Source organism: Porphyrobacter sp. CACIAM 03H1 (assembly GCF_002215495.1).
In the GTDB taxonomy this organism is placed as follows: Bacteria; Pseudomonadota; Alphaproteobacteria; order Sphingomonadales; family Sphingomonadaceae; genus Erythrobacter.
This window is the reverse complement of record NZ_CP021378.1, coordinates 1,181,326-1,199,989: the sequence shown is the minus strand read 5'-3', so window position 1 is coordinate 1,199,989 and position 18,664 is coordinate 1,181,326. Positions and strand designations below refer to the sequence as shown.

At 68.8% G+C, this 18,664-nt stretch carries 16 protein-coding genes; 8 read left to right on the top strand and 8 right to left on the bottom strand.

The window, feature by feature from the left end; all coding sequences use genetic code 11:
• From CBR61_RS05810 to CBR61_RS05780, 7 genes are all read right to left on the bottom strand, one after another.
• Positions 1-525, bottom strand: coding sequence for a sigma-70 family RNA polymerase sigma factor (locus CBR61_RS05810; protein WP_088913514.1), 525 nt, complete (start codon positions 523-525; stop codon positions 1-3).
• 201 nt (positions 526-726) lie between these two features.
• Entirely contained in the window at positions 727-1,857 is a 1,131-nt protein-coding gene (locus CBR61_RS05805; RefSeq protein ID WP_088913513.1) for an acyl-CoA dehydrogenase family protein, read from the bottom strand.
• Positions 1,858-1,882: 25 nt separating this feature from the next.
• A complete protein-coding gene (locus CBR61_RS05800) occupies positions 1,883-3,079 on the bottom strand; it encodes an acyl-CoA dehydrogenase family protein (RefSeq protein WP_088913512.1) in 1,197 nt (398 codons plus the stop codon).
• Between the two features lie 365 nt (positions 3,080-3,444).
• The gene (locus tag CBR61_RS05795) at positions 3,445-4,530 is read right to left on the bottom strand and encodes an LLM class flavin-dependent oxidoreductase (protein WP_088913511.1); all 1,086 of its coding nucleotides are present in this window, start codon (positions 4,528-4,530) and stop codon (positions 3,445-3,447) included.
• A 51-nt stretch (positions 4,531-4,581) separates the two neighbouring features.
• On the bottom strand, positions 4,582-5,496 hold the full coding sequence (locus CBR61_RS05790) for an aldo/keto reductase (protein WP_088913510.1): 915 nt from the start codon (positions 5,494-5,496) through the stop codon (positions 4,582-4,584).
• Positions 5,497-5,498: 2 nt separating this feature from the next.
• Positions 5,499-6,503: a LacI family DNA-binding transcriptional regulator gene (locus CBR61_RS05785; protein WP_088913509.1), complete on the bottom strand. Its 1,005-nt coding sequence runs from the start codon at positions 6,501-6,503 to the stop codon at positions 5,499-5,501.
• Positions 6,500-8,482: an alpha-glucosidase gene (locus CBR61_RS05780; RefSeq protein WP_088913508.1), complete on the bottom strand. Its 1,983-nt coding sequence runs from the start codon at positions 8,480-8,482 to the stop codon at positions 6,500-6,502. Before CBR61_RS05780 ends, CBR61_RS05785 begins: the two co-directional genes overlap by 4 nt.
• 165 nt (positions 8,483-8,647) lie before the next feature.
• Between CBR61_RS05780 and CBR61_RS05775 the strand changes: the two genes are divergently transcribed.
• From CBR61_RS05775 to CBR61_RS05740, 8 genes are all read left to right on the top strand, one after another.
• Entirely contained in the window at positions 8,648-10,963 is a 2,316-nt protein-coding gene (locus tag CBR61_RS05775; RefSeq protein WP_088913507.1) for a TonB-dependent receptor, read from the top strand.
• A gap of 110 nt (positions 10,964-11,073) precedes the next feature.
• Positions 11,074-12,354 carry an MFS transporter gene (locus tag CBR61_RS05770; protein WP_088913506.1) on the top strand — a complete coding sequence of 427 codons (1,281 nt, stop codon included), beginning with the start codon at positions 11,074-11,076 and terminating at the stop codon, positions 12,352-12,354.
• A 114-nt stretch (positions 12,355-12,468) separates the two neighbouring features.
• The gene (locus CBR61_RS05765; RefSeq protein WP_088913505.1) at positions 12,469-13,563 is read left to right on the top strand and encodes a YeiH family protein; all 1,095 of its coding nucleotides are present in this window, start codon (positions 12,469-12,471) and stop codon (positions 13,561-13,563) included.
• On the top strand, positions 13,563-15,053 hold the full coding sequence (locus CBR61_RS05760; RefSeq protein WP_172835923.1) for a glycerol-3-phosphate dehydrogenase: 1,491 nt from the start codon (positions 13,563-13,565) through the stop codon (positions 15,051-15,053). The genes CBR61_RS05765 and CBR61_RS05760 overlap by 1 nt, the downstream gene beginning before the upstream one ends.
• Positions 15,050-15,622: an NADPH-dependent FMN reductase gene (locus CBR61_RS05755; RefSeq protein ID WP_088913504.1), complete on the top strand. Its 573-nt coding sequence runs from the start codon at positions 15,050-15,052 to the stop codon at positions 15,620-15,622. Before CBR61_RS05760 ends, CBR61_RS05755 begins: the two co-directional genes overlap by 4 nt.
• Positions 15,622-16,233 (top strand): 3,4-dihydroxy-2-butanone-4-phosphate synthase, encoded by a 612-nt coding sequence (gene ribB, locus CBR61_RS05750; RefSeq protein ID WP_088913503.1) that lies wholly within the window; start codon positions 15,622-15,624, stop codon positions 16,231-16,233. The genes CBR61_RS05755 and ribB overlap by 1 nt, the downstream gene beginning before the upstream one ends.
• Complete coding sequence (locus CBR61_RS05745; protein ID WP_088913502.1) at positions 16,230-17,426, top strand: molybdopterin-dependent oxidoreductase; 1,197 nt, start codon at positions 16,230-16,232, stop codon at positions 17,424-17,426. The genes ribB and CBR61_RS05745 overlap by 4 nt, the downstream gene beginning before the upstream one ends.
• Complete coding sequence (locus CBR61_RS05740; RefSeq protein WP_088913501.1) at positions 17,423-17,749, top strand: sulfite:cytochrome C oxidoreductase subunit b precursor; 327 nt, start codon at positions 17,423-17,425, stop codon at positions 17,747-17,749. The genes CBR61_RS05745 and CBR61_RS05740 overlap by 4 nt, the downstream gene beginning before the upstream one ends.
• On the opposite strand, the gene CBR61_RS05735 is transcribed toward CBR61_RS05740, so the two are convergent.
• Entirely contained in the window at positions 17,746-18,654 is a 909-nt protein-coding gene (locus tag CBR61_RS05735; RefSeq protein ID WP_088913500.1) for an AraC family transcriptional regulator, read from the bottom strand. The genes CBR61_RS05740 and CBR61_RS05735 overlap by 4 nt on opposite strands.
• Positions 18,655-18,664: the final 10 nt, after the last annotated feature.

Below are 18,664 nucleotides of genomic sequence, written 5' to 3'. Positions count from 1 at the left end.
TCATTCTTTCTCGATCATGGCGGCGAGCTTCTTGAGCCCGCGGTGGATGTTGACCTTGACCAGGCTCTCGCTCTGGCCCGTCATTGCCGAGGCCTCGGCAATGCTCAGCCCCTCGATCTTGACGAGGGCGATGGCGCGCTCCTGCGCCGGGGGAAGCAGGCCGAGCAGGCGGTCGAGGCTGATGCGCGCGGCGATGGCGGGCTCCTCGTCGGTGCCGATCAGCTCCTCGTGAAGCTCGTGCTCGTCGGCGCGGTAGAGGCGGCGCAGGTGGTCGACCCAGCGATAGCGCGCGATCGCGGCGAGCCACGGCAGGAAGGGCCGCGTCGCGTCCCACGAGGCGCGCTTGGTGTGGAGCGCGATCAGCGTCTCCTGCACCAGATCGTCGAGCTGCGCGGGCGCGATGCGGCGGCTGTAATAGCCGCGCAACCAGCGCTGGCAGGCCTCGAGCAGCGCCGCATAGGCCTGCTTGTCGCCCGCCTGCGACATGCGCATCAGCCGGGCGAGGGTGGCCTCGTCCGCTCTCATCCGCGTGCGCCGTCACTGATCATGCCGCGCCCCCTTTCGCCGGTCCGCAAGCTCGCGGACCTCTTCGCGCGAAATCGCCGGGAGGTTACATGGCCGGAAACGCCGCCCCGCGTCTTTCGCGAAAGACCGCGCGCCGGAACGAAGAGGCCCCGCGCTCGCGGCGTGCGAGCGCGGGGCCTCGTTCCTCACCTGCGGCGCGGCTCAGGAGAGCGCGACGTGGCGCTTCAGGTGGTGATCGACATTGCCGAACTCGCTGTCGAAGATCGTCAGGCGCTTGAAGTAGTGGCCGATGGCATATTCGTCGGTCACGCCGTTGCCGCCGTGGATCTGGACCGCTTCCTGCCCGATCAGCCGCGCCGACTGGCCGACGCCGACCTTCGCGGCCGAGACAGCCAGCTTGCGGGTCCGCTCGTCCGAGCCGAGGCGCAGGGTGGCGAGATAGGTCAGCGAGACGGCTTGCTCGTAGGCGGTGTACATGTCGACCATGCGGTGCTGGAGCACCTGGAAGCTGCCGATCGGCACGCCGAACTGCTTGCGCTGGCGGCTGTATTCCACGGTCATCGCGTGGGCGACCTTCATCGCCCCGCAGGCCTCGGCGCACAGCGCGGCGATGGCTTCGTCGGTGACCAGCTCGATGAGGGCGAGGCCTTCGCCCTCGGCCCCGATCAGCGCCTCGGCGCCGACCGCGACGTTCTCGAAATAGACTTCCGAAGCGCGGCGGCCATCGACCGTCACATAGTCACGCGTGGTGACGCCGGGGGTGTCCTTGGCCAGCACGAAGACCGAGACGCCGCTCCGGTCGCGCCGCTCGCCGCCGGTGCGGGCGGTGACGACAAGATGGCTCGCCCAGGGCGCGCCGATCACGACCGCCTTGTGGCCGTTCAGCACATAGCCCGAACCGTCCTTCTTCGCGGTGGTTTCGAGGTCGGCATAGTCATAGCGGCCCTTGGGCTCGGCATAGGCGAAGGCGAACACCGCGCCGCCGGAGACGATCGCGCCGATATGCTCTTCCTTCTGCGCCGCCGTGCCGCCGTGCTTCAGGAACCCGCCCGCGCAGACCACGGTCGGCAGGAAGGGCTCGACCACGAGGCCCTTGCCGAATTCCTCCATGATCACCATCGCATCGACCGCGCCGCCGCCGAAGCCGCCGTCGGCCTCGGAGAAGGGCATCCCGAGAATGCCGAGTTCGGCCAGCTGCGCCCAGATCTCGGGCCGCCAGCCTTCGCTCGATGCGATCGCCTTGCGGCGCTCCTCGAAGCCGTATTGCTCACGCACCAGCCGCGAGAGGCCGTCGCGCACCATGCCCTGTTCTTCGGTGAAGTTGAAATCCACGAATTCTCTCCCGTCCTCGAGGTGCTTACAGACCGAGGATCATCTTGGTGATGATGTTGCGCTGGATCTCGTTGGACCCGCCGTAGATCGAGGTCTTGCGCATGTTGAAATAGGTCGCCGCCGCGTGCTGGGCATAGTCCGGGCCGACCGGGTGCTCGTTCGATCCGTTGTCGTTCGACACTCCGCCCATGTAGGGCGCGCTGTAGGTGCCGACCGCTTCCAGCGTGAGTTCGGTCAGGCGCTGCTGGATCTCGGTGCCCTTGATCTTGAGGATCGAGCTTTCCGGCCCCGGCCCCTTGCCCGCCTGCTCGCCCGCGAGCGTGCGCAGCTCGGTGATCTCGAGGGCCGCCAAGTCGATTTCGAGCTGGCTCACCTTCTTGGCGAAGTCGAAGTCCTTGATCAGCGGCTGGCCATCGAGCGTTTCGTGGGTCGCGATCTCGCGCAGCTTCTCGATCCCGCGCTTGGAGCGCGCCACGCCCGCGATGCCCGAGCGTTCATGCGCGAGCAGGAACTTGGCATAGGTCCAGCCCTTGTTCTCCTGCCCGACGAGGTTCTCGACCGGCACGCGCACGTCGGTCAGCCAGGTCTCGTTGACCTCGTAGCCGCCGTCGAGAAGCTTGATCGGCTTCACTTCCACGCCCGGAGTCTTCATGTCGACGAGGATGAAGCTGATCCCTTCCTGCTGCTTGGCGGTGGGATCGGTGCGGCACAGGAAGAAGCCCCAGTCGGCATATTGCGCGAGCGTGGTCCAGGTCTTCTGACCGTTGATCACGTAGTGGTCGCCGTCGCGCACCGCGGTGGTCTTGAGGCTGGCGAGGTCGGAGCCCGCGCCCGGTTCCGAATAGCCCTGGCACCACCACACCTCGCCGCTGCGGATGCCGGGCAGGTGTTTGGCCTTCTGCTCCTCGCTGCCGAAGGTGTAGATCACGGGGCCAACCATCGACACGCCGAAGGGCAGCGGCATCACCGCGTTGATGCGGGCGTTCTCTTCCGACCAGATGTAACGCTGGGTCGGGGTCCAGCCGGTGCCGCCGTATTCGACCGGCCATGCCGGGACCGACCAGCCCTTCTTGCCCAGCACCTTGTGCCAGGCGAGGAAGTCCTCGCGCGCCATGTCCTCGCGCATGCCGAAATCGGCGAGGTGCTTGGGATAGTTCTCGGCGATGAAGGCGCGCACTTCCTCGCGGAAGGCCTGCTCTTCGGGGGTGAATTCGAGGTTCATGGGGTCTCTCTCCGAGTTGCGTTTTGCCGCTTTGAAATACGCTTTGTCATGCCATGCGGACGCGGAAAAGAGGCTTTTGCGAGATGCCGCGCCGCCGTAGCGGCAAGGTGGCGGCGCTCCGGCCCCGAGGGGGGCGAATCGGGGCGCGGCCGCGGCGATTTTCCTACTGGCGGCGGGCGCACTATGGGGCAGGACGGCTCCTTCGCATCGTCCGCCCCCCTTTGCGATCACCCGCCCTCGGCGGCGAAAACGCAAAACACAGTGTCAACTTCGGTTTTTCGGGTCATCTACCTGAAATGACTAGCGAAATCCTGTAGGAATGCGAAGTTTACAGTGTCAACTTTGTAAACTTCGCACCCCGCTCCTCACATCTCGAGCGGTCCGTGCTGGATGTGCGGCAGGACATGGCGGGCGAAGAGGTCGGCCTCCTGCATGTGCGGATAGCCCGAGAGGATGAAGGCCTCGATCCCTTCGGCCTGATAGGCGCGCAGCTTGGCGAGCACCTGGTCGGGCGTGCCGACGATCGCCGCCCCGCAGCCCGAGCGCGCCCGGCCGATGCCGGTCCAGAGGTTCTCCTCGACGAAACCGTCGCCATCGGCGGCCCCGCGCAGTTCCTGCTGGCGCTGGACGCCGTAGTTCTTGGCATCGAGGCTCTTCTCGCGGATCGCGCGGCCCGCCTCATCGTCCAGCTTCGACAGAAGCCGGTCGGCGTAGTGGCGCGCTTCCTCCTCGGTTTCGCGCACGATGACATGGACGCGGTAGCCGAACTTGAGGGTGCGGCCATACTTCGCCGCGCGTTCCTTGAGGTCGGCGATGTTGGCGCGGACATTGTCCATCGTATCGGGCCACATCAGGTAGACGTCCGCCGCCTCGGCCGCGCATTCGCGCGCCTCGTGGGAAAGGCCGCCGAAATAGAACGGCGGGCACTTGCCCGAGAGCGTGGAGATCCGCGGCGGATCGAGCTTGAGCTTGTAGAACTCGCCGTCGAAGTCGAGATGCTCGCCGTTGAGCAGGGTGCGGACGATCTTCATGATCTCGGTGCCGCGGCGGTAGCGCGGGCCGCTCTCGATCTTTTCGCCCGGCATATCGGAGGAGATGATGTTGACGTTGAGGCGCCCGCCGGTGCCGGCGGCGTTCGGGCCGAGGATACGGTCGAGCGTGGCGATGCGGCGCGCGAGCTGCGGCGGCCAGTCCTCGCCCATGCGGGTCGCCCACAGCAGCTTGATGCGCTTGACCTGCGTGGCGACGGCGGCGGCGAAGATCGTGGTGTCGACGCCCAGCTGGTAGCCCGAGGGCAGCAGGATGTTGTCGAACCCGCCCTCCTCGGCACGCAGCACGATGTTGCGGCAATGCTCCCAGCTCGACTGGAGGTATTTGTCGGGCACGCCGAGGAACTCGTAGTCGTCGTCACACAGCGCGGAAAACCACGCGATTTCGCATTGTTGAGTCATTCTATCCGTTCCTCGTCCAAACTTTCGATCCGTGCCCCCGAAGCTTTTGACTCAAGGCAGCGGCACGCCCCGCGCCGCGACCAGCACCGCGTACCACTCGGCGCGCGTCCAGCGCACCCGCAGCGCCTCGGCACCCTCGGCAATCCGCTCGGCATTCTGCGAGCCGATGATGGGCACGATGCCCGCCGGGTGCGCCATCAGCCAGCTGTAGGCGGCGACCGTACGCGAGACCCCCTGGGCCTCGGCCACGATGTCGAGCGCGGCGGCCACGGCCTTGTCGCGTTCGCTTTCCGGCGCGGCGAGCCTGCCGCCGCCGAGCGGCGACCATGCCAGCGGGGTCAGGCCCAGCAGCATCGCCTGATCCAGTTCGCCATTCTCGAAGCAGGTGATGCGCAGCGGGCTGATCTCGGGCTGGGTCGAGACCAGCTTTTGCCCCAGGAAGTGCTGGAGCGCCGCGATCTGGCTCATGGTGAAGTTGGATACGCCGAGCGTCCTGACCTTGCCCGATGCCACCGCATCGTCGAGCACGCGGGCGACCTCCTGCGGGTGGGCGAGGATGTCCGGGCGGTGGATCTGCCACAGGTCGACGCTGTCCACCTGAAGGCGGCGCAGGGAATCGTCGATCGCTTTCCTCAGATAGTCCGGGCTCTGGTCGTAGGGCAGCGGCGGGAGGATGCCGCCCTTGGTGGCGAGCACCATGCGGTCCCTCAGGGAAGGATCGGCCGCCAGCACCTCGCCGAGCAGCGCCTCGGCATCGCCGAAGCCGCCCTGCCCGTCGAAGCCGTAGATGTCGGCGGTGTCGAGGAAGGTGATCCCGGCGTCGAGCGCCGCGTGCACCAGCCTGGCGGCATCGGCAGCGGTGCGGCCGTTCTCCGCGAGGCGCCACATTCCCCAGGCGATGGGCGAAACCTCGATATCGCTCGGGCCGAGGCGGCGGGTCGCGGGCGGCAGGGGCAGTTCACTCATGGTTAGTTCCTCTTTGGGGGCGCGACCGAGGCGCGCTCGACGAGTTCGTGGGGCAGGCGCTTGTGGGTGAGGTCCCCGCCCGCGATCAGGATCTGCGTTGCCGTGCGGGCAAGGTCCGCCATCGGCTGGCGAATGGTGGTGAGCGGCGGCCAGACGGTGCGCGCCAGCGTGGTATCGTCGAAGCCCGCGACCGACAGCTCGTCCGGAACCTTGATGCCCCGGTCATGCGCCACGGCGAGCACGCCCGCCGCCATGTCGTCGTTCGAGGCGAAGATCGCGGTGGGGCGGCCGGGCTGGTCGAGCAGGGCCCGCGCGCCGGCCACGCCGCTGTCGAAGTCGAACTCCCCGTCGACCACGAGGCTCGGCTCGAAGGGAATGCCGACGCGGTCGAGGGCGCGGCGGTAGCCGAACAGCCGATCGTCGGAGGCCATGTGGTTGGCGTGGCCCTTGATGAAGCCGATGCGGCGGTGCCCGGCGTTGATTAGGTGGGTGGTCATGTCGTCGGCGGCCTGCGCGTCGTCCATGAACACGCTGGACGTCAGCGCGTGGTTGGTCCCCGGCGAGATGCGCACAAAGGGCACGTCCATCGTCTCGAGCGCGCGCAGTACCGGATCGCAGTCAGTGACGGGCGAGGAGAGGATGATGCCGTCGACATGGGTCTCGCTCACCAGCCCGCGCACCTGATCGCCGACGCGCGGATCGGCGACGTCGACCGGTTGGGCGAGGAGGCGGATGCCGCCCTCGTGGCACACATCCCAGCAGCCCTTCTGGATCTGGAACATGTAGTAGGGGCTGTGGTTGTCGTAGATCAGCGCGACCTGCCCCGACTTCGCGCCCGAGAGGATGCGCGCCGCGACCGAGGGGCGGTAGTCGAGTTCGGCCATCGCCTGCTCGACCCGCGCCTTGAGTTCGGCGCTGACATAGGGATGGCCGTTGAGCACGCGGCTCACCGTCTTGACCGCCACGCCCGCGCGGGCGGCGACATCCTTGATGTTGGCGCGGCTCATGCGGCGAGCTCCTCAAACAGCGGCGCGAAGGCGCTGCCTGCGCGGTAGAAGACCGGCGGCTGTCCGATCGGCGCGGCCACCTCGTGCCAGCCGGGAGCGAAGCCCTCGCCGCTCCACAGGTGCCGCCAATCGCCCTCCGGCAGATAGACCTTGCGCATCGCCGCCCCCGCTTCGATCACCGGTGCCACCATAATGTCCGCACCATAGAGATACTGGTCCTGGATCGTGAAGGTCTCGCGATCATCGGGGTAGTGCAGGAACAGCGCGCGCTGGGCGGGAAGGCCCGTCACCTGCGCCTCGGAGACGAGGTGGCGGACGTAGGGGGCCAGCGCCTCATGTACCCGGCTCCAGCGGACGAAGCCCTCGACCAGTGCGGGGGTGGAGTCGATCTGGAGATTGTCGTCCGGACGGTTGCCCTCGTGGGTGCGGAAAACAGGGCTGAAGGCGCCCAGCTCGTACCAGCGCAGGATCAGATCCTCGGTCCGCACATTGCCGAACAGGCTGGTGTAGCCGCCGACGTCGGAGTGGCTGAAGGCATTGCCGACGAGGCCGGACGAGAGCGCGGCGGTGACGACTGTGCCGATGCCGTCATGGCGGCTGAAGTCGACCGACTGGTCGCCCGCCCACAGCAGCGGGCAATGCGCCTGCACCCCGGTGTGGCCGGCGCGCATGAACCAAAGCACGTCCCCGGTCCGCCCACGAGAGGCGACGGCGCGGGCATTGACCTCGGCCCAGCGCACCGGCCAGCGGTTGTGCTCCTGCATCGGGTCGCCGGCGTGGAGCCTGAGGTCGGTGGGAAGATACTCGCCGAAATCCGCCATCCACCCGTCGAGCCCGAAATCGAGCATCCGTTTACCGATCACCTCCTCGGCGAACCAGTCGGCGGCGGCGGGGTTGGTGAAATCGACCACGCCCGCGTCAAACTCGCCGAAGTCGACGAGGTAGGGTTCGTCCCGGCCGAGGTGCAGCGCGAGGAGGCCCCTCGCTGCCGCTTCGGGGTAGAGGGGGCCGTCGACCGCCAGATAGGGGTTCACATAGCCGAGGAAGCGGATGCCGCGTGCCTTCAGGGCGGCGATGCGGGCGGGGAGGTCAGGGTAGCGTGCGGGGTTCCACTGCCAGTCCCAGAACAGGCGGCGGCCGAAGCTGGTCTCGCGGATGCCGACCCAGTCCTCGCACCACAGGCCCGATACCGCCGCGCCCGCATCGATCAGGGCCTCGAGCCGCTCGAAGGAGGCCTCGCCCTGCTTGAGGCCGACCACCGCGCCGCCCAGCACCCAGTCGGGCAAGGCGTGGCGCGGGCCGAACCTTTCACCCAGTTGCCGGACGAGATCGGCGGGCGCGCCCTCGAACAGGTCTATGGCGACCTCGCCCGACCATACATGGACCCTGAGCTTACCGGGCTCGCGCGCATCAAGTTCGACATATTCCGCGTTGGCGAGGCTCAGCGCCCAGCCGCCCGAACACAGCACCGTTGGTTCGGGGTAGTTGGTGGTCCAGTAATCTCCGCCCGCGAAACTCCCGTCGGCGCTCGCCTGGTCGGTAAGCGGTGTGCCGGGTTCGCGGCCCACGCCGGGCTCGCTGGTCCAGATCGGGAAGTTGCGGCCATTGAGGACGAGGTGGCTCATCTGCTCGCCCCCGCCCCACAGCACATCGCCCTCGGCAAGCGCGAAATCGAGCGTCATGCGGTCATGGCCCGACAACGCCTTCAGGTGAAGCCGCGCGCGATCCAGCCGCACCGCCACCCGCGCGGCGGAATCGGCGCTTTCGAGCAGCCAGCCGTCCGCATCCGCGCGATTGCTGCGAATGAGTGGCGATGCTGCCACACTGGCGTCCGACAGGCGGAAATTACCGCGCACCATCGTCACGGTCGGATTGCCAGAAGCCACGGAAATGGCAAGACAATCCGGCGCATGGCGCAGGACCGTGCGGCCCGCGAGCCGCAAGCCCAATCCGCCGTCCGAAGGCACCAACTGCACCATTCCCACCCTGCATACGTATGCCGGCCTGTCCCTCGGCCGGTTCTGACACCGCTTGACAGATCAGGACAGAAAGCGCAACCCGACCGCCGAAAGATCGACCGCACGGGCAAGGGTCTTTGCATCGCCGCCCGAAAGAATCGATCAGTTTGCAGGGGAGAAAACCGAATGCCCGCCACCACCCGTATCGCGCTCAAGACGCTTGCCCTCTCGGCCAGCACGCTCGCACTCGTCACCACCGCCCCGGCCTTCGCGCAGGTCGAGGAAATCGTCGTAACCGCGCAGAAGGTCGAGGAAAACGTCCAGGACGTGCCGATCGCGATCACCGCGGTTTCGGGCGACCGGCTGGATCAGGCGGTCGTCTTCAGCCTCGAGAACATCTCGACCGTCGTGCCCTCGGTGACCTTCCGCAAGGGCACCACCAGCGCCAACAGCGCGATCGTGATGCGCGGCGTGGGCACCATCAGCTTCTCGGTCGCCGCCGAGCCCAGCGTGTCCACCGTTGTCGACGGCGTGGTGCTGAGCCGTTCGGGCCAGGCCTTCATGGACCTCGTCGACATCCAGCGGCTCGAAGTGCTGCGCGGGCCGCAGGGCACCCTGTTCGGCCGCAACGCCTCGGCGGGCCTTGTCAACATCGTCTCGGAAGGCGGCACCGACGACTTCCAGGCCGAGGTCAATGCCGACTGGTTCGAGGGCGAGGAATACCGCCTTCGCGCTGCCCTGTCGGGCCCGATCGCCGAGAACCTGACCGCCCGCCTCACCGGCTTCTACGGCAGCTTCGACGGCAACATCACCAACATCAACGGCGGCACCAACCGCAAGGTCAACGGCTACGAGCGCTACGGCGTGCGCGGCATCATGGACTATGACGACGGCGGCAACCGCGTCCGCCTGATCGCCGACTACTACAAGGCCGACGACGATTGCTGCGCCGACGTGACCGGCGCCAGCCGCGGCGCACAGCAGGATGCCGAACTGAACCTGCCCGGCGGCGTCGCCATCGGCGAGAAGCAGCGCTTCATCAACCACAACCTCGTCACCTCGACCGAGGACGAGCAGTGGAGCCTCACCGGCTCGGGCGATTTCGAGATCAGCGACACCCACACGCTGAGCGTGGTGCTGGGCTATCGCAACTGGTTCAACCGCGAGCTGCGCGAGGGCGACTTCCTGCCGCGTCCGCTGGTGGGCGTGGGCGAGCTGCACGACGACGGCGTGGTCAAGACCGAGCAGGTCTCGGCCGAAATCCGCATCGCCTCCGACCAGACCAAGCCGTTCTTCTACCAGGCCGGCGTCTTTGCCTGGCAGTCGGACAACTCGCAGGACTTCACCCGCCGCAACGTCACCTGCGCCAGCTCGACCCTGCCGGTCGATCCGCGCACCGGGGCGCGGCCCTGCAACCTCAACGACCGGGTGAACACGCTCTTCCCCTTCGCCACCTCGCGCAGCGACGTGCGTTCGGTGAACTACGCGATCTTCAGCCAGGCGACCTACCGCTTCACCGAGCAGCTCTCGCTGACCGGCGGCCTGCGCTACACCTGGGATGACCTCGAGTTCACCCACACCCGCGCGCCGGGCGCCAATGCCACGACCGGCCTGCCGGCGACCGGCCCGGGCGTGGTGGCGAACCCCGCCGGCGGCCTCGTCGCCAGCGGCGGCAACGGCACCAACACCAGCCGCGGCTCGACCACCAACGGCAACCTGTCGGGTCGTGCGGTGATCCAGTTCGAACCGACCGAGGACATCATGCTCTACGGTTCGTACACCCGCGGCTACAAGGGCCCGGCCTTCAACGTCTTCTTCAACCACACCGCGCCCAACAACGCGCGGCCGATCGACGAGGAGCTGTCCGACAGCTTCGAAATCGGGGCGAAGACGCAGTTCCTCGACAACCGCGTGCAGCTCAATGTGGCGGCCTTCACCGTCACCTATGACGGGTTCCAGGCCAACAACTTCATCGTCGTCAACGGTGCCACGGTCTCGAACCTGACCAACGCGGGCACGGTGAAGTCGGAAGGCTTCGAGGCCGACCTGCTCGTCGCGCCGATCGACGGGCTGAACCTGCGGGCGAGCGCGGCCTATGCCGATGCCCGCGTGAAGGAGTTCAACCCCAACCCGCTGACCAACGCGCCCGACGCGCGCAACGGCACCCGCCTGCCGCTCGCGCCGGAGTTCGTCTGGACCCTCGGCGGCGACTACACCACCGACCTCGGCGATGCGGCGCGGCTCTACCTCAACACCGATTTCCGCCACACCAGCAGCCAGTTCTCGGACCTCGGCAATGCCGGCCCGATCGACTCCTACGGCATCTGGAACGCCTCGGTCGGCGTGTCGGACCCCGAGGACAAGTATCGCCTGACCTTCCACGCCCGCAACATCGCCGATGTCGGCTATGTGCTGCTCAACGTGGAGAACGGGCGGCGCCTGCAGATCCCGCGCGACGCGGACCGCTATGTCGGCGTGAGCCTGCGCATCCGGACGCGCTGAGCCGCAACGGAAACGTGATGCAACAGGGGGCCGTCGGAGCGATCCGGCGGCCCGCTTTGTCTGGGGCGCCGCCCTTGCCCTGTCCTGCCGAGGAAGCCTAGGAACCCGTGATGGCCGCCGACCACGCCCACCCCCCTATCGCCCCCCGCTTGCGCTGGTCGCTGTTCACGGTGCTGTGCATCGCGGGGGTGTTCAACGCGATGGACCGCCCGATCATCGCCATCCTCAAGCCCGACATGATGGCCGATTTCGGCTGGACCGACAGTGACTTCGGCGATCTCGCCGCGGTGACGCAGTTCTCCGCCGCCTTCGCCTTTCTGTTCACGGGGTGGCTGGTCGACCGGCTGGGGGTCAACCGCTCGATGCAGGTCGGCGCGTCGGCATGGAGCCTTGCGGCGATGGCCCACGGCTGGGCGATGACGACCTGGCAGGTGGTCGCGGCGAGGGTCGGCCTCGGGGTGACCGAGGCGGTGCAGACCCCGCTGACGATCAAGACCGTCGCCGCGCTGTTCCCGCCCGACACGCGCAGCTTCGCCTTCGGCTTTGCCACCATGCTGGCGGGCGCGGGGACGATCGCCATGCCGTTCCTGATCCCGCTGCTGGCGACCGAGGTCGGCTGGCGCGGGGCGCTGGTGGCGGGCGGGATCGGCGGATTTCTGTCGCTCCTGGCGTGGATATGGCTCGCCCACGGCGTACAACAACTTCGCAACGACCCCGCGACGGCAGAGCAACGCCCCGCCGACGCCCCGGCAACGGACCGCTACGGCGCGATCCTCGCGAACCGCCAGACCTGGGGGATCGTCGTCGCCAAGGCCATTTCGGACATGACCTGGTGGTTCATCAATTTCTGGCTCGCCGATTACTACCGGAAGGAATTCGGCCTCTCGACGCTCGAACTGGCGGTGCCGCTCGCGATTGCCTTCGCGGGTTCCGGGCTCGGCGCCTTGCTGGCGGGCTGGGCTTCGACGAGGCTGCTGGAGCGCGGGGTCAGCCCCGACCGGGTGCGCAAGGGCGTGATGCTGGTGTCGGCCCTGATCGTCGCCCCGCTGCCGCTGGCCCTGCAGCTCGACAGCTTCTGGCCGGTGGCGGTGATGATCGGCCTGGTGATGGCCGGGCACCAGGGCTTCTCCCTGTCGATCTTCTCGACCATCACCGACGTGGTGCCGCAGGCCAAAGTCGGACGGGTGACGGCCTTCGGCGCCTTCATGGGCAACATGGGCGGGGTGGCGATCTCCCTGGTGACGGGCCGGGTGCTCGATGCCGGCCTCGGCTATGTCCCGCTGTTCGTCTTCGCCGCCGCCTCCTACCTGATCGCGCTGGCGTGGTTCCGGCTGCTGATCCCCGTGATCCGCCGTCCGGAGGAAGAGGAAGCCCGCGCCGATTTCGCCTGAGGCGGCCGCGGGCGCGGTTGCAATGGCGGACCATGCGGGCTACGATATGACACCGCAAGACAGAAGCGCCAACCCGAGGGATTTCACAAAGGCGATGGGCAGGACCGGACCGGCATGACGCGAGGGCCACGCCCCGACATCGAGACCTTCGCCGGCGACCTGTTCGGCGAGATGGTGCTCGCCGACAGCGCCGCCGCAGCCGCTGCCCGGGCCGAGCGCAAGCCGCTGTCGCGCTTCGTCCCCGGTCTCGCGATCTGCGCCATCGCCGGTGCCGCGGCAGCGTGGCTCAGCCAGAACTACGGCGTGCCGGTGATCCTTGCCGGCCTGCTCGTCGGCCTCGCCATGGGCTTCGCCGCCGGAGACCCGCGCACCCACGAGGGTCTCGATGCCGTCTCGCGCCATGGCCTCAGGGCCGGGATCGTGCTGCTCGGCTTCCAGGTCACGGCGATGCAGGTGATGGCGATGGGCCTCGTCCCCTTCGCCGGCCTTGCGCTGGTGATGCTGGCCGCGCTCCTCGCCGCGCTCGCCGCCGCGCGGGCGACGGGGCAGAGCCCGGCGATCGGCCTGCTCGGCGGGGGCGCGACCGCGATCTGCGGGGCCTCGGCCGCGCTGGCGCTCTATGGCGTGATCGGGCGCGAGCGGGTCGATCAGGCGCAGTTCACGCTGACGCTGGTGATCCTTGCCGCCGCATCGGCCATTGCGCTCGTCACCTATCCGCCGCTCGCCCGGATGCTCGCCTTCAGCGATGCGCAGGCCGGGTTCCTGACGGGCGCGGCGATCCATGACGTGGCGCAGGCGATCGGCGCGGGCTTTGCCGTCTCGGACTCGGCGGGCGCGCAGGCGACCGTGGTGAAGCTCACCCGCGTCGCCCTGCTCGCCCCGCTGGTGACCCTCGCCGCCCTGTGGATCGCCCGCGTCCAGCCCTTGCCCGCAGGCGTGGGCAAGGCCCGCGTGCCGATGCTGCCGGGCTTCATCCTCGCCTTCCTCGCGATGGTCGCGGTCAATTCGCTGGTCGCCCTGCCCGCCGATGTCGCCGGATGGGCGCTCACCGCCTCCAAGACGCTGCTGCTGCTCGCGGTCACCGCCACCGCCATGCGCACGCGGACCGAACTGCTGCTCGGCCTCGGCTGGCGAGCGGTGATGCCGGTGCTGGCGGCGACCGTCGCCAGCCTCGCGGCGGCGCTCGCCTTTGCGCGGTGGGCGATCTGATGGAACAGGTGTTCGACCTTGCCGTGATCGGCGGCGGCGTCAACGGCGCCGGGATCGCGCGCGATGCCGCCGGGCGCGGGGCGAAGGTGCTGCTGCTGGAGCGCGGGGACCTCGCCGAGGGCACCTCGTCCAACTCCACCAAGCTGATCCACGGCGGCCTGCGCTATCTCGAGCATTACGAATTCGCCCTGGTGCGCGAGGCCCTGAGCGAGCGCGAGGTGCTGTGGGGCATCGCCCCGCACATCATCTGGCCGCTGCGCTTCATCCTCCCCCACCGCCCCGGCCTGCGCCCGCGCTGGCTGGTGCGGATGGGGCTGTTCCTCTACGACCATCTGGGCGGCAGGAAGCTGCTTCCCGCGACCCAGAACGTCAATCTCGCCCGCCACCCCGCCGGCGCGCCGCTCAAGGGCGAATACACCCGCGCCTTCGCCTATTCCGACGGCTGGGTGGACGATGCCCGCCTCGTCATCCTCAACGCCCGCGACGCGGCCGACCGCGGCGCGACGGTGCGGACCCGCTGCGAGGTCACCGAGCTCGCCCGCGAGGGTGAGGCATGGCGGATCGAGGCCGGGGGCGAGGTCTTCCATGCCCGCGCCGTCGTCAATGCGGCAGGCCCGCGCGTGCTCGACCTGCTGGGCCGCGCTGGCGAGCCGACCACCCAGAAGATGCGCCTCGTGCGCGGCTCGCACATCGTGGTGCGGAAGCTGTTCGACCACGATTACGCCTATTTCTTCCAGCTGCCCGACGGGCGGATCTTCTTCGCCATCCCCTACGAGAGCGACTTCACCCTGATCGGCACCACCGATGTCGATCACAAGGCGGGGCTCGACGAGGTGAAGGCCAGCCCCGAGGAGATCGCCTATCTGTGCGAGGGCGCCTCGGAGTATTTCCGCACCCCCGTCACCCCCGATGACGTCGTGTGGACCTACTCGGGCGTGCGCCCGCTGGTCGATGACGGATCGGGCAAGCCCGAGGCGGCGACGCGCGGCTACCGCTTCGAAGTCGATGGCGGGGACGATGGCACTCCCGCCCTGCTCTCGGTGTTCGGCGGCAAGATCACCACCTATCGCCACCTCGCCGCCGAGGCGGTGGAGCGGCTCGCGCCCTTCCTGCCCGCGCTCAAGGGCGGCGACTGGACCGGCAGCGCCCCGCTCCCCGGCGGCGACTTCGGCATGACCGAGGCCGGCGCGAAGATGGCCGACCTGCGCCGGCGCTACCCCTTCCTCTCGCAAGCCGAGGCGCAGCGCCTGATCCGCCTCTACGGCACCCGCGCCGCCGCCTTCCTCGGCGATGCCGCCACCCGCGCCGATTGCGGCGAGGATTTCGGCCACGGCCTCACCGCTGCCGAGGTCGATCACCTGATGGCGCACGAATGGGCGCGCACCTGCGAAGACGTGCTCTGGCGCCGGACCAAGCTCGGCCTGCGCTTCACCCCCGAACAGACCGCGCGCCTCGCCGCCTACATCACCGAAAGGACACGCCAAGCATGACCCGAATTGTAGCCCTCGGCGGCACGGTCAATCCCGGCTCCTCGACCGAGCAGGCGCTGCGCCTCGCAGCGGCCATCGCCGCGGGCGAGGGAGCCGAGGTGACGGTTTTCGGCGGCGAGTATTGCGCCGGCCTGCCGCATTATCGTGGCCCCGGCCACACGGCGGAGATGGGCGCGGAACTCGTCGAGGCGGTGCGGCAGGCCGACGGGCTTCTCGTCGCCGCGCCCGGCTATCACGGCACGATCTCGGGCGTGGTCAAGAACGCGCTCGATTACCTCGAGGATCTCGCCCGCGACGAGCGGCCCTATCTCGATGGCCGTGCGGTGGGCCTCATCGCCACCGCCTTCGGGGATCAGGCGTCGATGTCGACCCTGCTCACCATGCGCGCGATCACCCATGCCCTGCGCGGCTGGCCCACGCCGATGGGGGCGACGATCCGCACCTATCAGGGCCTGTTCTCGCCCGACGGCGAATGCCTCGACGAGCGCGCGCGCGGCCAGCTCGAACTGGTCGGCCGGCAGGTGGTGCTCGGCGCCAGGAGCTTCGCGGCCGGAAGGGACCTTGCGTGATGAGCGCGGCGCTCGACACGGCGCTGGCGGCGGTTGCGGCGGGGCGCATGGTCGTCATCGCCGGTGACCGGCTGCGCGGCGGGGACATCGACCTGATGATCGCCGCAAGGCACGTCACCCCGCATGCGATCAACTTCATGGCGACGCATGGCCGGGGCCTGATCTGCCTCGCGGTGACCCCGCAGCGTGCCGAACAGCTCGGCCTCAGCCTCGTGAACCCCGGCACCGCGCGCCAGACCGGGCGGCCCTTCGCCCGCTCGATCGAGGCCGCGCATGGCGTTTCCACCGGCATTTCCGCCGCCGACCGCGCGCACACGGTGCAGGTCGCGATCGCCGAGGGGGCGAGCAGCGCGGACATCCATTCGCCCGGGCACGTCTTCCCGCTGATCGCGCAGGCCGGCGGCGTGCTGGCGCGGCCTGCGGCGTGCGAGGCCTCGATCGACCTCGCCCGTCTGGCGGGCGCAGGGGATGCGGCGGTGATCTGCTCGATCATGCGCGACGACGGCGAGATGGCGCGGATCGACGACATCGGCGATCTGATTGCAGGCCATGACCTAGCGGTGGCGGAGATCGGCGATCTGATCGCAAGGCTGGAGCGGGCCGAGGCATGAGCGGGGAGCGGCTCACCCGCCGCGCGCTGATCGCGGGGGCAGGCACCACGGCGCTCGCGGCACCGCTGCTGGCGCAGAAGGTGATCGACCTCGGCCTTCCCGGCGGCCCGGGCCTGCGCCCGCTCGACCCGCAGTTTCCCGGCAAGGGCGAGATGATCGTCCAGCGCATCCGCCCGCCCCTGCTCGAGGCGCCGATGGCAGTGTTCCGCGAGGGCGTCATCACCCCCAACGACCGCCATTTCGTGCGCTGGAACTGGGACATGCCCGCCAGCGTGAAGGCCGCCGATCACCGCGTCGCGGTGGGCGGCGCGGTGAAAACGCCGGTGTCGCTCACGCTCGACGAGATCGCGGCGGCGGGCGAGCATGTCTCCGTCGTGGCGGTCAACCAGTGCGCGGGCAACGGCCGGGGCCTCTCCGAGCCGCGCGTCACCGGCACCCAATGGGGCAACGGCGCGATGGCCTGCGCGAAGTGGACCGGCGTGCGCCTCAAGGACGTGCTTGCCAGGGCGAGCGTGGCGGAGGGCGCAAAGCGGGTGCGCTTCGCCGGGCTCGACGTGCCGCTGACCGAAGGCGCGCCGCAGTTCATCAAGTCCCTGCCGCTCGCCATCGCCATGCGCGACGACGTGCTGGTCGCCTGGGCGATGAACGACGAACCCCTGCCGATCCTCCACGGCTTTCCCCTGCGCATCGTGGTGCCGGGGTGGTTCTCGACCTACTGGGTCAAGATGCTCGCCACCATCGAGGTGCTGACCGGCGAGGACGAGAGCTACTATGTCGCCGAATCCTATCGCCTCCCCGCGCAGCCGGTGACCCCTGCGGACAAGGACTTCGCCACCATCCCCGTCACCACCATGCCGCCGCGCGCCTTCATCACCAGCCATGCCGACGGCGACACCATCGCCAAGGGCGAGCCGCTGGTGCTGGAAGGGATCGCCTTCGGCGGCAATGCCGCGCTGGCCCGGGTCGATCTGGTCGGCAAGGGCTGGGAAGTGCCCTGCACGCTGGGGCCGGACGAGGGGCGCTATGCCTTCCGCCGGTGGAGCGTGACCTTGCCCAATGCGTCAGGTGACCTGACCGGAATCGGCGCGAGGGCCGCCGACACGGAAGGCGCGGTGCAGCCCGATACGCTTGCCTGGAACCCCTCGGGCTATGCCCGCAACGTGATCGAACGCATCAGTCTGAGGGCACAATGAGAGCCGCCGCCGCCGCCCTTGCGCTCCTCGCCCTCGCCGCCTGCGACAGCGCGCCGAAGGTCGCCTTCGCCGATGCGAGCATCACCCTGCCCGACGATCCGCTCGACCTGCCCGAAGGCCCGGGGCGCGATGCGGTGCTGGAGAACTGCACTGCGTGCCACTCGCCCTCGACCATGCTCCAGCAGCCGAAGGTGAGCCGGGAGAAGTGGGAGTCGATCGTCGGCAAGATGCGCACCCTCTACAAGGCCCCGGTCGACGAGGCGGCGGTGCCCGCGATCGTCGATTACATGGTCCACGTCCAGGAAGCGCGGCCCGCGTCCTAGAGCGCGAAGGCGGCGCGATAGCGGCTCGGCGACATGCCCCGCGCCCGCGCGAAGGCGGCGCTGAAATTGGCGTGGCGCGGAAAGCCGCAGGCAAGCGCGACGTCTTGCACCGCCATGTCATGCGCCATCAGCAACCGCTGCGCGCGCAGCAGGCGCCGTTCGCTGACATAGCGGTAGGGGCTGTAGCCCGTCGCCTTGTGGAACACCCGCGCGAAGTGGAACACCGAAAGCCCCGCGACATGGGCCAGCAGTTCGAGGGTCAGCGGCTCGGCAAGGTTCGCCTCGATGAAGTCGATCACCCGCTTCAGCCGCACCGGCGGGATGGTGATCCGCTCGCTCTCGGCAAGGAAACCGTTGGGGTCCAGACCCGACAGGATCAGCGCCATGCTCCGCATCGCCTGTTCCGCGACGAGATCGGCGACGAGGCCGGGCCGGAAGAGTTCGAGCTCGATTAGGCTGATCAGGCCGATCAGCGCGGAGTTGTCGCTGAACAGCAGCGGATCGATGTGGCTGCGCGCCCGATCCTCGACCAGCCCGCCGAGGAAGCCTCTGGGAAAGACGAGGTTGATGCTCTTCGCCGAAGAGCCGAACTCGATGTGCGAATCTGCCCCGTTGGGCACGAAACTGGCGCGCAGGTCGCGGTTGGGGGCGACGGTGTAGCGGTGCCCGGCCATGTTGCCATAGGCCGGCACGCCAGATCCGCGGGTCAGCAGCAGCAGGTCGTGATCGTCGGCCGGCCGATCGGCGCTGGTGGTACGCGTGGGGCCGTAGTCGACGATGCGGTAGAGCACGATGTCGCGCGGGGCCGTCACCAGCGACAGGGCAGCGGGCACGTGGGCATAGGCGACGCAATCGATCGCCTGGTAGCCCGTGTGCGTGTGCTGCACCTGACCGATCCCGGCCATCCAGCCCTCC

Bases quoted from the DNA above. Each gene is read 5' to 3' on its own strand.
- CBR61_RS05810 (WP_088913514.1), bottom strand. From the start codon at position 525: ATGAGAGCGGACGAGGCCACCCTCGCCCGGCTGATGCGCATGTCGCAG.
- CBR61_RS05800 (WP_088913512.1), bottom strand. From the start codon at position 3,079: ATGAACCTCGAATTCACCCCCGAAGAGCAGGCCTTCCGCGAGGAAGTG.
- CBR61_RS05795 (WP_088913511.1), bottom strand. From the start codon at position 4,530: ATGACTCAACAATGCGAAATCGCGTGGTTTTCCGCGCTGTGTGACGAC.
- CBR61_RS05790 (WP_088913510.1), bottom strand. From the start codon at position 5,496: ATGAGTGAACTGCCCCTGCCGCCCGCGACCCGCCGCCTCGGCCCGAGC.
- CBR61_RS05785 (WP_088913509.1), bottom strand. From the start codon at position 6,503: ATGAGCCGCGCCAACATCAAGGATGTCGCCGCCCGCGCGGGCGTGGCG.
- CBR61_RS05780 (WP_088913508.1), bottom strand. From the start codon at position 8,482: ATGGTGCAGTTGGTGCCTTCGGACGGCGGATTGGGCTTGCGGCTCGCG.
- CBR61_RS05775 (WP_088913507.1), top strand. From the start codon at position 8,648: ATGCCCGCCACCACCCGTATCGCGCTCAAGACGCTTGCCCTCTCGGCC.
- CBR61_RS05770 (WP_088913506.1), top strand. From the start codon at position 11,074: ATGGCCGCCGACCACGCCCACCCCCCTATCGCCCCCCGCTTGCGCTGG.
- CBR61_RS05765 (WP_088913505.1), top strand. From the start codon at position 12,469: ATGACGCGAGGGCCACGCCCCGACATCGAGACCTTCGCCGGCGACCTG.
- CBR61_RS05760 (WP_172835923.1), top strand. From the start codon at position 13,563: ATGGAACAGGTGTTCGACCTTGCCGTGATCGGCGGCGGCGTCAACGGC.
- CBR61_RS05755 (WP_088913504.1), top strand. From the start codon at position 15,050: ATGACCCGAATTGTAGCCCTCGGCGGCACGGTCAATCCCGGCTCCTCG.
- ribB (WP_088913503.1), top strand. From the start codon at position 15,622: ATGAGCGCGGCGCTCGACACGGCGCTGGCGGCGGTTGCGGCGGGGCGC.
- CBR61_RS05745 (WP_088913502.1), top strand. From the start codon at position 16,230: ATGAGCGGGGAGCGGCTCACCCGCCGCGCGCTGATCGCGGGGGCAGGC.
- CBR61_RS05740 (WP_088913501.1), top strand. From the start codon at position 17,423: ATGAGAGCCGCCGCCGCCGCCCTTGCGCTCCTCGCCCTCGCCGCCTGC.
- CBR61_RS05735 (WP_088913500.1), bottom strand. From the start codon at position 18,654: ATGGCCGGGATCGGTCAGGTGCAGCACACGCACACGGGCTACCAGGCG.